The sequence below is a fragment of the Xanthomonas hortorum pv. pelargonii genome (genome assembly GCF_024499015.1).
In the GTDB taxonomy this organism is placed as follows: Bacteria; Pseudomonadota; Gammaproteobacteria; order Xanthomonadales; family Xanthomonadaceae; genus Xanthomonas; species Xanthomonas hortorum_B.
This window is the reverse complement of sequence record NZ_CP098604.1, coordinates 3,583,811-3,597,025: the sequence shown is the minus strand read 5'-3', so window position 1 is coordinate 3,597,025 and position 13,215 is coordinate 3,583,811. Positions and strand designations below refer to the sequence as shown.

The window sequence follows — 13,215 nt, the reverse complement described above, 5'->3', positions numbered from 1 at the left end:
TAGTGGCGCGTTAAGCGCCCCCGTGCAAATTACGATTGCGTGAACATCGTCGCTTTGCGCGTCACGTTCCGTGGCTTTGCCGAATCTGGCGGATTTGTCGTTTGGTCGCGATGACGCGATGCGGAGACACCGAAGCGCGCACGAAAGGCACGCGCGAAGCTGCAGCAATTGTCGAAGCCGCTTGCCGCCGCAACCTCGCCGATCATCATCGAGGTGTCGCGCAACAAATCGGATGCACGCTCCAGGCGCAGACGTGCCGACAAGGCCTGCGGACTCTCTTCGTACAGGCTCTGAAACGTCTTGGAGACGTACCAACTGGAGAAGTTGGTCAGCTGCGCGAGTTCGGCGATCCGCACCACGCGGTCGCTGTTGCCTTCCAGATACATGCGTGCGCGCTGCATACGGCCAAACACCTGACGGCGACGGCTACGCGAGCGCCCCGGGCAGCGCTGCTCCTGTTCGATGAAATCGCGCTGCATCGCCGCCAAGTGCAGCAGCAACGGACGCGCCGGCGCACTGCCGTTTTGTGCGGACGCATTGCGCCATAGACGCAATGCAATGCGCAGATCGCTACGCGAGAGCTGGCTGCGACCTGGATACAAGGTCGCATCGGTCAACTCGGACAACGATTGCAGGCTTTCACTATCCAGGCTGACACCGACACAGAGTGCGTTGCGGTCCGCTTGTACCGTGGGATGGGAGTCCTTGTCGAAGGCGATCCAGTCGCCGGCACGCAGACGGAAGCGCCCTTCCTTGGATTCCACCCATGCGCGGCCACGCAACTGCACCCACAACGTAAAGGTGGTGGCCATGGTGCGGATGCTGCCCAGACGCGAGACCGCCAGACAGGTCGTCGATGTCGACTCGCTGGCACCATCCAGTGAAAGTGCGAGCCCGCGATCTGCGGTGATGACCTGTTGCATGCTGGCAGCCCCCTGTACGAAAGAGGGCGTAGTGTTTTGCCGAATCTGGCGCGAGTCAGGAAGTTATGACGAAGGTGTGCCGAAATTGACACGAAGCCTTTCCGAAAAACTTACGAAGCCAATTTCCTGAACAAGAACAATGCGTTGGAGATGAGACCGGTGGTCACCGCCGTACGTTGCGGCAATGGCATGAAGGCAATCGCGCTGCCGTCTTCTTCTGCCAACGTCACGTACATCGCGCCACTGCGCTGGTCCACGCTGAAGCCGTTGATGGTGGTGAACTTGCTCACATCCAGACACTGCCCGTGCCCGCTGCGCAAGTCGCTGTCATGCGTGGCACAGCTGTCGTTGGACGATAGGTAATGCAGTTGGCCGTGCGCTCCCGGTGCCCAACTGCGATAGCGCCAGCGCGATGGCTGTCGGGGATCGATCGACTGCAAGGTCTGGGCTGCCAAGGTGGGCGCGATCTGCCATAAGCCGCCGCCGGTCAGGCGCGTCAGCAGTACCTGCCCGGTGATGCGGTCCAGGCGCAACTGCGAGACGTCCTGCAGCGATGCGATCGCACGCCACGGACTGCTGCGTCTGTCGTATAGGGTGGCGAAGGTGTGCCCGTCTTCTGCCGCAGCGAGCACCAGCAATTGGTTGGGATCGGGAAGGTGGATCGCCTGCAACGGCCGCGGTTGCGGCACCGGCAGACGCACCACCTTGCCGCTGCTCGGGGTGACCTCGAACAACGCCGCATGCCCGTCCGCATCGCTACCGATGACCAGCACGTGCTGCGAATCGGCCGACCAATCGGCGGCCTGACGCGAATCCGGCCGCAGCCCTTCGATCAAACGCATCGAACCGGGCTTGCCGACATCGCCCCACCACAGCCCATACGCACCGGAACGATTGGAGGCAAAGATCAGCTGGCGCCCGTCCGGCGCGATCATCGGCTGGTCGTCGCGACCGCTGGAGGGGAACAGGCGGCGTCGGATGTAACCGCCATTCATCGGGTCGCGAATGACCTGGTAGACGCCGAACTGCGGTTTGCGTTGCACGAACACCAGATGGTTGTGTGCCACGTCCGGCGCCTGGGCATCGTCCACGCCCAGGTCGTGCAGGCTGCGGTCGCGCAGGTCGAGTCGATACAAGCGCGCCTCGCTGTCCACACGGCGCCCGAAAATCACTCCGCTGCCATCCGGCAACCAGCTCCAGCCGCGGATATCGGCGTTGTCGTGAGTGAGGCGCTCGGCGGTGCCGCCGGTTGCAGGGATGCGCCATAGATCGCCCAGTTGTGGATTACGCAGGAACACGATCCAGTGCCCGTCCGGCGAATAACGCGGTGCGTAATCGAAATCCTGCGGCTGCGCGCTGTAGACCAGTGGCTGCCACTGCCCGGTTTCCAGATCCAGGCGGCGAATGCGCGGTGCGCCCTGCGCGCCGGTCATGCTGCCGAACAACAAGCCGCGGCCGTCTGGCGACCAGCTGAAACTCAGCATGTCGGCACCATCGCAACGCACCACTTCACGTGCGGCAGCCGGGCCGTTTGCGGCGGCGATCATGATGCGACAGCTGCCATCCGGCGCCTGCCGCGAGAAGGCGATTTCGCGACCATCCGGCGACCAGGCCGGCAGTCGATCGGAGATGCCCGCCGCCGGCGTGTCCAACACCCGCGGATAGGCGTTATTGGTGGTCTTGACCAGGATCGAGGTGCCGGCGCGGTCGCCGGTCAGCGAGGCGTATGCCACCATCGCCCCATCCGGCGACAAGCTTGGTGTGAGATCGAAACCGCCACCTGCTGTGATGATCTGGTACGGGCGCTTTGGGCTGCCCAGCACTGCAGACGCCGCCGTGGCGCCCTCCACTGGCGCTCGCAGCCACAGCGTGTGCGCAACCAGTCCGAGCAGCACCAGCACGGCCACCGCGGCGATCACCAACGCTATCCGGCGGCGTTTGCGCGATGCGTGTCGCGCGACGGCCGACGGTGCTGCGTAGCGCTCGCTGATAGCCTCAGGTTGCCGCGACGAGGCCATGTCATTGACCGCAGTGGACGCATCGACATCGGTCTGCAGACCGCTCGACGGCACTGCAGCAAGCGCGCTTGCAACCGCATGCCTTGGAACATCCTCGGGCGCTTCCCACACCACCGGCGCCATCAGGCGATAGCCGGTCTTGGCGATGGTCTCGATATGCTCGGAGCGCTGGCCCCCGTGACTGGCGAGTGCCTTGCGCAATTGGGTGACTGCCTGGGTCACCACATCGTTGCTCGGCAAGGTGTTGGGCCAGACCTCGGCGAGCAACTGCTCGCGCGTCACCACCTGCCCTGGCTGCCGGGCCAGGGTCAGCAACACCGCCAAGGATTTCGGCGCCAGCCTTGGCGGCCTCTTCGCACCAGGAGCGTGCACTTCGCGCGAGGCGATATCGACCACGCACTGACCGACACGCAGCCGGCCCGATGACATTGCATTAGCGGAAGAAACACTCATCGGCAACAGAACGCATCGGCATGCAAGGACGACAAAGAACGCATCACGCACATTGCGCGAAACGCCAAATTCAGCAAAGGACCACGACCAACTGTGTCATGTATCCAATTGGTGCAAATTTTACGCTATGCCTCGTTGCTTCCTACGACAGGTGGCGACGTCAGGCTCTCTCTCTCTCGCCGACGAATTCAAATAATTACGACGTTCCCCTTCGCGCCTTTGGCGCGATTTTTTTATCTGCGATTCAGGTAAATGCCCTGAAATGTTGATGCGCTGTAACCGTTTGCAGGCAGGGCACGCCACGGCACTTGCGCACCGCGACGCGTTCTGTCTAATGCGAAGCTGAATTTTTCTTAAGCAGCCTTCAGATTACGCCGCCGAAACTCACTGCACACAGGTGTCACAAAGCGCGATACACCTGCGCGCCCTGCGCGAGAAACTGCACCGACTTCTCTTCCATGCCAGCAGACAAGGCATGCGCTTCGCCCATGCCATGCTCGGCCGCGTAATCGCGCACGTCCTGGGTGATCTTCATCGAACAGAAGTGCGGGCCGCACATCGAACAGAAGTGCGCCAGCTTGTGCGCATCCTTGGGCAGGGTTTCGTCGTGAAACTCCTTGGCCTTTTCCGGATCCAGCCCGAGATGGAACTGGTCGTCCCAACGGAATTCGAACCGCGCCTTGCTCAAGGCGTTGTCGCGCACCTGCGCACCGGGATGCCCCTTGGCCAGGTCGGCCGCATGCGCGGCGATCTTGTACGCCATGATGCCGTCGCGCACGTCCTGGCGGTTGGGCAGGCCTAGATGCTCCTTGGGCGTGACATAGCAGAGCATCGCGGTGCCGAACCAGCCGATCATCGCCGCGCCGATCGCGCTGGTGATGTGGTCGTAACCGGGCGCGATGTCGGTGGTCAGTGGCCCCAGAGTGTAGAACGGCGCTTCGCCGCATTCGCGCAGCTGCTTGTCCATGTTCTCCTTGATCAGCTGCATCGGCACATGCCCAGGCCCTTCGATCATGGTCTGCACGTCGTGCTTCCACGCCAGTTTGGTCAGCTCGCCCAGCGTTTCCAGCTCGCCGAACTGCGCCGCATCGTTGGCATCGGCAATGCAGCCCGGGCGTAAGCCATCGCCCAGCGAAAACGCCACGTCATAGGCCTTCATGATCTGGCAGATGTCTTCGAAGTGGGTGTAAAGAAAATTTTCCTTGTGATGGGCCAGGCACCACTTGGCCAGGATCGACCCACCGCGCGAGACGATACCGGTGACACGCTTGGCCGTGAGCGGCACGTAGCGCAACAGCACACCGGCGTGGATGGTGAAGTAATCCACGCCTTGTTCGGCCTGCTCGATCAAGGTGTCGCGAAAGATCTCCCAGGTGAGTTCTTCGGCGCGCCCGTCGACCTTTTCCAGCGCCTGATAGATCGGCACCGTGCCGATCGGCACCGGCGAGTTGCGGATGATCCACTCGCGCGTTTCATGGATGTGCTTGCCGGTGGACAGGTCCATCACCGTGTCGCCGCCCCAGCGGATCGACCACACCAGTTTCTCCACTTCTTCGGCAATACCCGAAGACACCGCGCTGTTGCCGATGTTGGCGTTGATCTTGGTCAGGAAATTGCGACCGATGATCATCGGCTCGCTTTCCGGGTGATTGATGTTGTTGGGCAGGATCGCGCGACCACGTGCGATTTCGTCGCGCACGAATTCCGGTGTGATGCGTTGCTGGATCGCGGCACCGAAGGCTTCGCCCGGATGCTGCTTGCGCAGGATTGCGTCGGTCACCGCTTCCAGCCGCTGGTTTTCGCGAATCGCCACGAACTCCATCTCCGGAGTGATGATGCCGCGCCGCGCGTAGTGCATCTGGGTGACGTTGGCGCCTTCGCGCGCCACCCGCGGCAAGTGCCGCGCAGGAAAGCGCACCGCATCCAGGCGCGCATCGTGCTCACGGCCGCGCCCGAAGCTGGAACTCAGGTCATCCAGCGCCACGGTATCGCCGCGTTCGGCGATCCAGCGCGCGCGTAGCGGCGCCAGGCCGGCGGCAAGATCGATCGCGGCGTGCGGATCGGTGTACGGGCCGGAAGTGTCGTAGACGCTGAGCGGCGCGTTGTCTTCGCCACCGAACAGCGTCGGTGTGCGGGTCAAGGCGATCTCGCGCATCGGCACCTGCAGATCGGCGCGCGAGCCTTGCACGAAGATCTTGCGGGACCCGGGCATCGGCTGGGTCACAGCCTCGGACAGCGACTGGGCTTGTTGCTGCAAAACGGTGGGCGCGGCATTCATGGCGTTCGTCCTGTGTGCTGGAAAACCAGCACCAACGGCGCTGGCTCTGCGAAGGATTCGCAGTGCGGACGAAGCGGCGGCGCTCAACACAAGGTGCCCGTGCAGCGCACGGACCATCGCATCTAACGAAGCTTCCCTACGCCGGTATCAACCGGATCAGGTTCGAAGGGACTATCTCAACCGCAGCGCGCTGCGGTACCCCCACTTCGGCGGCGATTAAACCACATCGCACCCGCTCGCGGCATGTGTCCGCGCACGTCATCGCAGGTCAATGCGGCACACGCGCATCGATGCACCGGCACTGCATGGCGCGTCCACGCATTGCGCGCGTTGCGCCGCAACAACACGCCGATTCGCGAAAAACGGTGGTGACACCCGCTCGTTAAATTCCCGCTAAGCCTTCGTGTCATGCAGATGAAATCGCATGCCACGGCGGTGTCATTCAACGGGAATCGCCTCGTCTCCTCCTCTACCGGGAACTGCCGTACACATGAATATGCCCATGCTCCACCCGACCCTGCGTCGGGGTTCGCTCGCAATCGCCATTGGCCTGTGCGTCACCAATAGTGCGGTGGCCCAGGAAGAGACCGATAAGAGTCCGACCAACCTGGACAAGATCGAAGTCACCGGCTCGCGCATCCGCTCGGTCGATATGGAAAATTCGCAACCGGTGCTGGTGCTCACGCGACAGGACATCGAAAAACAGGGCCTCACCTCGGTGGCCGATGTGCTAAAGCGCATTCCCTCCAACGGCGCGACGATGAACTCCACCGTCAATAACGGCGGCGATGGCTCGGCCACGGTGAGCCTGCGCAATCTCGGCGCATCGCGCACCCTGGTACTGGTCAACGGGCGGCGTTGGGTGTCGGGCCTGTCCGGCTCGGTGGATCTCAACACCATTCCCTCGGCAATCGTCGAACGCGTGGAGGTGCTCAAGGACGGTGCCTCGTCGATCTATGGCTCCGATGCGATTGCCGGCGTGGTCAACATCATCACGCGCAGCGATTTCGATGGTGCCGAAGTCAACGCTTATGTCGGCCAGTATGGTCAGGGCGATGGGCAGCGCACTTCGTTCGATGCCACCGTGGGCGCCACCAGCGAGCGCGGCAATCTGGTGATCGGACTGTCCAGCGTCACCGAAGATGCGGTGATGGCAGGCGACCGCGAGATCTCGGCCGAGCCGGTGTACGGCGCCGGTTCGTCCGCCTACAGCAGCTATTCGGCCAGCGGCCGTCTACGTGCAGATGGCAACAGCGGTGCGTGGACGGTGCTGCCCGGCAGCGCAACCGCCAGCGGCGACAGCAAGTACCCACGCTACGGACTGGATCAATACACCGCCTTCAACACCTCCGAGTACGGCTACAACTACGCCAAGGACAATTATCTGGTCACGCCACAGAAGCGCGATGCGCTCTATGTGCAAGGCAACTACGCACTCACCGACAACGTGCGTTTCAAGTTCGACGGGCTCTACAACCGCCGCCAATCCTCGCAGCAGTTGGCCGGCTTTCCGCTGGCCTCGGTCAACACCGGCATCCTGATGAGTGGCGACAGTTACTACAACCCCTACAACAGCGCCTATGGCGGCGATGGCCGCGCTGTGGGTTGGTCGCACCGGCTGACCGAGTTCGCGCGCACCTATCAGCAGGACGTCAAGACCTCGCACGTCTATACCGGGCTGGAAGGCGACTTCCAATTCGCGGACAGGCAATTCAGTTGGGACGTGGGCTTTGCACACAACCAGACCGACCAGACCGAAACGCAGTATGGCGATGTCAATCTGCTCAACCTCGGCAATGCACTCGGTGCATCCGGCATCGTCAACGGCACCTTGTCGTGCCTGGACAGTGGTGGCGCGGTGATCACCGGCTGCGTGCCGTTCAATCCCTTGTCGCCGGCCGGTGGCGTGACCCAGGAAATGCTGGACTACATCCTGTTCACCGCCCACAACACCTATCAGTACAAGAACAGCAGCGTGACCGCCAACATCACCGGCGACTTGTTCGAACTTCCCGCCGGTTGGATGCGCTTTGCGGCCGGCTTCGAACATCGCGAAGAAAGCGGCTTCTCCTCGCCGGATGCGTTGATCTCAGCCGGCTATACCTCGGGCAATGCGTTCACCCCGACTTCCGGCGCGTACACGCTCAATGACTACTACACCGAAGTGGCGATTCCACTATTGAAAGATATGGCCGGGGCGCAATTGCTAGAGTTGAGCGCAGCGGTGCGTTACTCCGACTACAACACCTTCGGCAGCACCACCAACAGCAAGTTCGGTTTCAAGTGGAAACCTGTCGCCGACCTGTTGATTCGCGGCAACTACGCCACCGGTTTCCGCGCGCCATCGATCGAAAATCTGTACCTGGGCGCGTCGGACAGCTTCGATACGTATTCGGATCCCTGCTCGACCAACAGCACGTCCTACACCAGCACGATCGCCGCAGCATGTGCGGCCGGTGGCGTGCCGGCCAACTACGTCGCCGAATACAACAGCGCCAACGGCAACTCCGGCCAGACCATCTATCCGTTCACCTACACCAGCAACGCCAATCTGCAGCCGGAAAAATCAAAGAACACCACGCTCGGTTTCGTCTACAGCCCCGTCGCGGTGCAAGGCCTGGATCTGTCGCTGGACTGGTGGAAGATCAAGATCACCGATGCCATCACCGAATTCAGCGCCAATCAGATCCTCTCGCAGTGCTACGAATTCAATGTCTCGGCGTTCTGCGATCTGGTCACACGCGATGCCACCGGCGCCATCACCGGCCTGGTGATCCAGCCGGTGAACGTCGGCGAGCAGCGTATGCAAGGCTACGACTTCACCGCACGCTACAAGCTGCCGGAAACCGCAATCGGCCAGTTCATGCTCACCCTGGATTCGACCTACGTGGCCGTCAACGAGCAGAAGCAGGACGACACCTCTGCATGGGAAAGCTACAACGGCATCTACCACACCGATAACCCGAACTGGCGCACGCGCGGCACGCTCACCCTGGACTGGAGCTACGGCAACCTGGCCGCCAACTGGGCCGTGCGTTACTACTCGGGCATGCGGGACGACGACTCGGAACTGGATGACGCCGGCAACTATCGCCACGTTGCGGCGACTGCGTTCAACGACATGCAGGTGTCTTACCAGCTGCCGTGGAATGCGACCGTGCGTGTGGGTTTGAACAACGTCTTCGACCGCGACCCGCCGGTGGCGCTCAGCGCGTCTGCCAACTCGTTCGATTCGGCCTACGCCATCCCGGGGCGCTACAGCTACCTGCAATACACCCAGCGCTTCTGATCCGCCGCCGTTGACGCGCTAATCCGCTGTCTGGACATGTGTGTCGTCACAACGGCCGCCTTCGGGCGTCGTTGTGTTTATGCCAGCGCTGACACGCAAGCGGCCACTTGGCACGCAGCACGGCGATGGCGGCATGCGAGGACATTTCCACGGCACATCGCACCGCTAGCCTGGAGTCACTAAAACAAGAAACCTGCTCTCTCTCCCCTGCCGCCGATTTTCGGCGGCTTTTTTGGGAGCGTGCCTGCAGACTCCAGCTACCGGGCCACGTCATTCCAGCGTATAGCCCACCCGCAGACCGCCCCAGTGCTTGCGGCCGACGAAGATCGGCGCCGACAGGTCGAACATGATCTGGCCGGTGTCGCGGCGGTAGACCTGCAGGCGATACGGGTCGGTGTGCGCGCCGACGCTGCGGCCGACGCGGTCGGTGAATTTGCGCTTGGTGCGGTTACCGACCAGATCGCGCTTGGGATCGCCGGTCAGCGGCTGGGTGAAGCGCAGATTGTGCGTGGGCACGTAACCGTCGGGATTGGCGCAGATGGCGAACACGATCCACGGGTGCGCATCCAGCAGCGGCTCCTGCAAGGCCGGTAATACCTCGTCGCACAGCGCGTCGAAATCGGTACTGAACTTGGGCGGCTCCACGCCGGCAATCGGCGTGTAGGTGCGTGCGAACAGCGAGGCTTCGTCGATTTGGCCGCGTGCGATGGCCTGCGCCAATGCGGTACCGATGCGGCCAGCCGTTGCCACGGCGAGTTCCTTGACGCGGGCGTGCCTGGGCACCTTCAGCGGGTCGGCCGGCAAGCGGAACAGGCCCACGCAATCGCGCAGGGTTTCGGTACCGCGCTCCAACGCTTCGCTGCGTTCGGCCACATGTGCGGCGTGCTGCAGATTGCTGCGGCCAAGCGCCACCACGCCATCCACGGCGCTTTCGATCCCGCGAATCTCGCTGTCCTGCGCCTGGATGCGCCCGGCCACCGTGGTCATCGCGCTGCTGGCCTGGCCGAGCACGCGAGTGATGCCATCGAGCACCGCTTCGGTGCCGCGTGCGGAGGCGGCACCCTCGCCCACTGCGGCACTGGTTTCGGCCAGGATCGCGCGCACGTCACGTGCTGCAGCGGCGGCGCGTTCGGCCAGGCGGCGGATCTCGGTGGCGACCACCGCAAACCCGCGTCCGGCATCGCCGGCATGCGCCGCTTCGATGCTGGCGTTGATCGAGAGAATATTGGTCTGGAACGCCACCGAGTCGATGACCTCAATGACCTCGCCGGCACGCGCGGCGCGACGTTCCACTTCGTGCATGGCCTGGCCCAGCGCATGGGCGGCAGCCACGCCCTGACGTGCGCTGTCGTCGGCGCTGGCGGCCAGCGCAATCACCTGCGCCAGATCCGCGTTGACGTCCTGCAGGCTGGACGACAGCCGTTCCACTGCGGTGCGGGCGCCGTCCAATGCTTCGGTCTGTGCCTGCGACTGGCGCACCATCTCGTCGTTCTCGGCCACCAGCGGCGGCACTTCGGCAGCGATCTGCACCGACAACGCCACTGCCTGGCGGATCGCCTCGGCCAGATTGCCGAAGCCGGCCTGCAGGCGACGGCCCATGTCGGTCTCCGCCAGACCGGGCGGCAACAACAGTTCCAGCTCGCAGCCGGCCAGCGCCTGTGCGGTGCGCTCGAGCACAGTGCGGTCTTCGTGTTCGGCCTGCAGGCGTGCCACCAACGGCTGCAGCAGCGGCGAGATCGGCACCGGCCGGCTGTCTTCGGCCAGGCGGGTGGCTTCGCGCAGCAAAATGGCCGTTTCCACATGCGGCAGCGACAGCATCCAGCCGCCGTGCTCGCGGTCGCGCACATAGCGCACGCGCCGGGCCGGGTCGTCGCCCGGGGCGGCCCACACGCCCTCTTCGCCGACTAGATCGGCTGCACTCAAGCCCCATAACACCGAGGCCGGCACGCCTTGCAGCTCGCTGGCGGTCTTGCCCAGGACGTCCAGGCCGGCGCGGTTGCAGGCCACCACGCACGCCTCGGCCGATAGCCGCAGCAAGGCGACCGGCGCATCGGGGAGCAGCGCCGCGCGGGTTTGCGACGGCAGGTCAGGCGGTTGCATCGAGCTCATGGGAATTCCTAATCCATCACGATCATTAGCGGCCCGCTGCGGCTGGAGTTGAGCGGCCCGACGCACCCGCAAGCGCTCGATCAGTAACCGGCAGCCTGCCCGTCCTTGCGGCTTTCCGAGGCGCCGTAATACACACCGTTGGCCGGGTCGCGCGCAATCGCCTGATACCCGCCGTACGGCCCGTCGGCAAAGATCACCCGGTGGCCTTTGCGCATCAACCCGCGAATGGTGTCGTAGGAGAAGCCGGTTTCCAGATTGACCTCGCCGCCGTCGCTCATCGCGGTGGCCTGGCCGGTCGGCTCGGTGGAGCCTTCATGCTGGATGCGCGGCGCATCGCCGGCTTCCTGCAGATTCATATGGAAGTCCACCAGGTTCATCACGATCTGCACGTGCCCCTGCGGCTGCATCGCCCCACCCATCACGCCGAAGCTCAGCCATGGCTTGCCGTCCTTGGTGACGAAGGCGGGGATGATGGTCTGGAACGGCCGCTTGCCCGGCGCGTAGCCGTTCGGGTGGTCCTTCTTCAGCACGAACATCTCGCCGCGGTCCTGCAGGATGAAGCCCAGCCCCGGCGGGGCCGTGCCGCTGCCCATGCCGCGGTAGTTGGACTGGATCAGCGACACCATCATGCCGTCGGCATCGGCTACGGTCATGTAGATGGTGTCGCCCTCTTCCAGTTGTTTAGGCGTGCCCGGCTGCACTTCCTTGAGCGCCTTGTCCATGGAAATCAGCGCGCGGCGCTGGGCGGCGTAGTCCTTGGAGACCAGCCTGGCCAACGGCGCCGGCTGGAACGCTGGGTCGGCATAGAAACGCGCGCGGTCGGCGAATGCCAGCTTCTTGGCCTCGGTGAACAGGTGCACATGCTCGGCCGAACCGAAGGGAATCTTGGAAAAATCGTAGCCTTCCAGGATGTTGAGCATCTGCAACGCGGCGATGCCCTGGCTGTTGGGCGGTAATTCCCACACATCGTAGCCGCGGTAGTTGGTGGACACCGGCTCCACCCACTCGCCGGTGTGGCTGGCCAGATCCTCGTAACTCAGGTAGCCGCCATTGGCCTTGAAATAGGCGCCGATGGTGCGCGCGATGTCGCCCTTGTAGAACGCATCGCGGCCGCCGTCGGCGATCTGCTGCAGCGTGTTCGCCAGGTTCGGGTTCTTCCACAGCTCGCCCTTGCGCGGGGCGTGGCCGTCGATGGTGAACTGCTCCTTGAAACCGGGGTATTGCGACAGCCGTGGCACCGAGCGGTCCCAGTAATAGGCGATGGTCTCGGCCACCGGATGGCCTTCTCGGGCGTAGCGAATGGCGGGGGCCAGGTTCTGTGCCATCGGCTTGCGACCGAAGCGCTCGTGCAGCGCGAACCAGCCGTCCACCGCGCCCGGCACCGACACCGGCAGCGGGCCGGTCGGCGGGATGTCCTTCAGCCCGCGACGCTGCAACTCGGCCAGGGTCAGCGACTTGGGCGAGCGGCCCGAGCCGTTGTAGCCATACAGCTTGCTGGTCTTGGGGTCCCAGACGATGGCGAACAGATCCCCGCCCACCCCGTTGCCGGTCGGCTCCATCAGGCCCAGCGCGGCGTTGGCGGCAATCGCCGCATCCACCGCCGAGCCGCCGTTCTTCATCACATCCAGCGCGATCTGGGTGGCCAGCGGTTGCGAGGTGGCCGCCATCGCATGCGGGGCGATGACTTCCGAACGGGTCGCAAACGGCTGCCCGGTGATGCGGTCCGCGGCGATGAGAGGCGGCGCGAGCAGCACCAGAGCAGACACCAACAGGACAGGTACGCGACGCATGACAGGCGGCCTCCATGACACAGCAGAATGAGTCGCCAACCATACCAGCGGCGCACGCCGCCTCGTTCGATCACCATTGTTCGGCAGCGCGAATGCCGCGCATTTAGTGACTTGCATCGATCCTCACTACCCTGCATCGATCCGGTTTCAGCGGTAACCATGCTGCTGCAATGGGGTTTCCCACGACAACTTGCACATGGACGCGGCCGTTTCACGCGCAAGGGTTGACACCTCACCTGCGGCGATGGTTATCTCAGTCCATGCCGCACCGCCACACCACCTCGAACGCCCCAGTGTCCGCGCCCTCCGGCGCATTGGCAGCGTCGCTTCTCGTGCTCGTACTTATTACCTCGCC

General features: G+C 63.7%; 6 protein-coding genes and 1 riboswitch. Of the genes, 1 reads left to right on the top strand and 5 read right to left on the bottom strand.

Translation table 11 applies throughout. The features are described from left to right. Positions 1–29: 29 nt before the first annotated feature. The 3 genes from NDY25_RS15555 to thiC all read right to left on the bottom strand — a co-directional run bounded on the left by NDY25_RS15555 (position 30) and on the right by thiC (position 5,672). Entirely contained in the window at positions 30–923 is an 894-nt protein-coding gene (locus NDY25_RS15555) for a helix-turn-helix domain-containing protein (RefSeq protein ID WP_168958276.1), read from the bottom strand. Positions 924–1,033: 110 nt separating this feature from the next. Next, positions 1,034–3,370 (bottom strand): winged helix-turn-helix transcriptional regulator, encoded by a 2,337-nt coding sequence (locus tag NDY25_RS15550; protein WP_168958275.1) that lies wholly within the window; start codon positions 3,368–3,370, stop codon positions 1,034–1,036. A gap of 424 nt (positions 3,371–3,794) precedes the next feature. Continuing rightward, a complete protein-coding gene (thiC, locus tag NDY25_RS15545) occupies positions 3,795–5,672 on the bottom strand; it encodes a phosphomethylpyrimidine synthase ThiC (RefSeq protein ID WP_168958274.1) in 1,878 nt (625 codons plus the stop codon). A 115-nt stretch (positions 5,673–5,787) separates the two neighbouring features. Continuing rightward, positions 5,788–5,885: riboswitch (TPP riboswitch) on the bottom strand. A 304-nt stretch (positions 5,886–6,189) separates the two neighbouring features. Here thiC and NDY25_RS15540 point away from each other — a divergent pair. Next, complete coding sequence (locus tag NDY25_RS15540; RefSeq protein WP_168958290.1) at positions 6,190–8,961, top strand: TonB-dependent receptor; 2,772 nt, start codon at positions 6,190–6,192, stop codon at positions 8,959–8,961. Positions 8,962–9,231: 270 nt separating this feature from the next. On the opposite strand, the gene NDY25_RS15535 is transcribed toward NDY25_RS15540, so the two are convergent. Further along, entirely contained in the window at positions 9,232–11,070 is a 1,839-nt protein-coding gene (locus NDY25_RS15535) for a methyl-accepting chemotaxis protein (RefSeq protein WP_168958273.1), read from the bottom strand. Positions 11,071–11,150: 80 nt separating this feature from the next. Continuing rightward, a complete protein-coding gene (gene ggt, locus NDY25_RS15530; protein WP_256627552.1) occupies positions 11,151–12,860 on the bottom strand; it encodes a gamma-glutamyltransferase in 1,710 nt (569 codons plus the stop codon). Between the last annotated feature and the right edge of the window lie 355 nt (positions 12,861–13,215).

Coding starts and splice junctions, on each gene's coding strand:
- thiC (WP_168958274.1), bottom strand. CDS start 5,672: ATGAATGCCGCGCCCACCGTTTTGCAGCAACAAGCCCAGTCGCTGTCC.
- NDY25_RS15555 (WP_168958276.1), bottom strand. CDS start 923: ATGCAACAGGTCATCACCGCAGATCGCGGGCTCGCACTTTCACTGGAT.
- NDY25_RS15535 (WP_168958273.1), bottom strand. CDS start 11,070: ATGAGCTCGATGCAACCGCCTGACCTGCCGTCGCAAACCCGCGCGGCG.
- NDY25_RS15550 (WP_168958275.1), bottom strand. CDS start 3,370: ATGTCATCGGGCCGGCTGCGTGTCGGTCAGTGCGTGGTCGATATCGCC.
- ggt (WP_256627552.1), bottom strand. CDS start 12,860: ATGCGTCGCGTACCTGTCCTGTTGGTGTCTGCTCTGGTGCTGCTCGCG.